This is a genomic window from Streptosporangium sp. H16 (assembly GCF_051918855.1).
Classification (GTDB): domain Bacteria; phylum Actinomycetota; class Actinomycetes; order Streptosporangiales; family Streptosporangiaceae; genus Streptosporangium.
In genome coordinates this window covers 1-863 of sequence record NZ_JBPXMD010000124.1, presented here as the reverse complement: position 1 = coordinate 863, position 863 = coordinate 1, and the positions used below count along the sequence as shown (strand labels likewise).

The 863-nt window shown below is 68.5% G+C and carries 1 protein-coding gene; it reads left to right on the top strand.

The genetic code is table 11. From position 1 onward, the window contains the following. The coding region (locus ACTOQ2_RS43965; RefSeq protein WP_440107990.1) for a sugar phosphate isomerase/epimerase family protein at positions 1 to 863 on the top strand (863 nt) is incomplete at both ends.

Genomic DNA, 863 nt, shown 5'->3' with positions numbered 1-863 from the left:
ATGAGCAGGCCGATCACCTTGTTCACCGGCCAGTGGGCCGACCTGCCGTTCGAGGAGGTCTGTCGCCTGGCCTCGGGCTGGGGATACGACGGTTTGGAGATCGCCTGCTGGGGCGACCACTTCGAGGTCGACAAAGCCCTCAGCGACGACGACTACATCCCCCGCAAACAGGAACTGCTCGCCAAGCACAACCTGTCCGTTCACACCATCTCCAACCACCTGGTCGGCCAGGCCGTCTGCGACAACCCCATCGACGCCCGCCACCAGGGCATCCTGCCCGCCCGCATCTGGGGCAACGGCGACCCCGAACAGGTCCGCCGCAACGCCGCCGAAGAGATCAAGAACACCGCCCGCGCCGCCGCCAAACTCGGCGTCGACACCGTGGTCGGCTTCACCGGATCCTCCATCTGGCACACCGTGGCCATGTTCCCGCCGGTACCCCCCCAGATGATCGACGACGGCTACGCCGACTTCGCCGACCGCTGGAACCCCATCCTGGATGTCTTCGACGAGGTCGGCGTCCGCTTCGCCCACGAGGTCCACCCCAGCGAGATCGCCTACGACTACCACACCACCGTGCGCACCCTGGAGGCCATCGGCCACCGCCCCGCGTTCGGCCTGAACTGGGACCCCTCCCACATGGTCTGGCAGGAGATCGACCCGGTCGCCTTCATCCTCGACTTCGCCGACCGCATCTACCACGTCGACTGCAAGGACGCCAAGGTCCGCACCGGCGACGGCCGCCGCGGCCGGCTCGCCTCCCACCTGCCCTGGGCCGACCTGCGCCGCGGCTGGGACTTCGTCTCCACCGGACGCGGCGACGTGCCCTGGGAGGACTGCTTCCGCGCCCTCAACGCCATCGG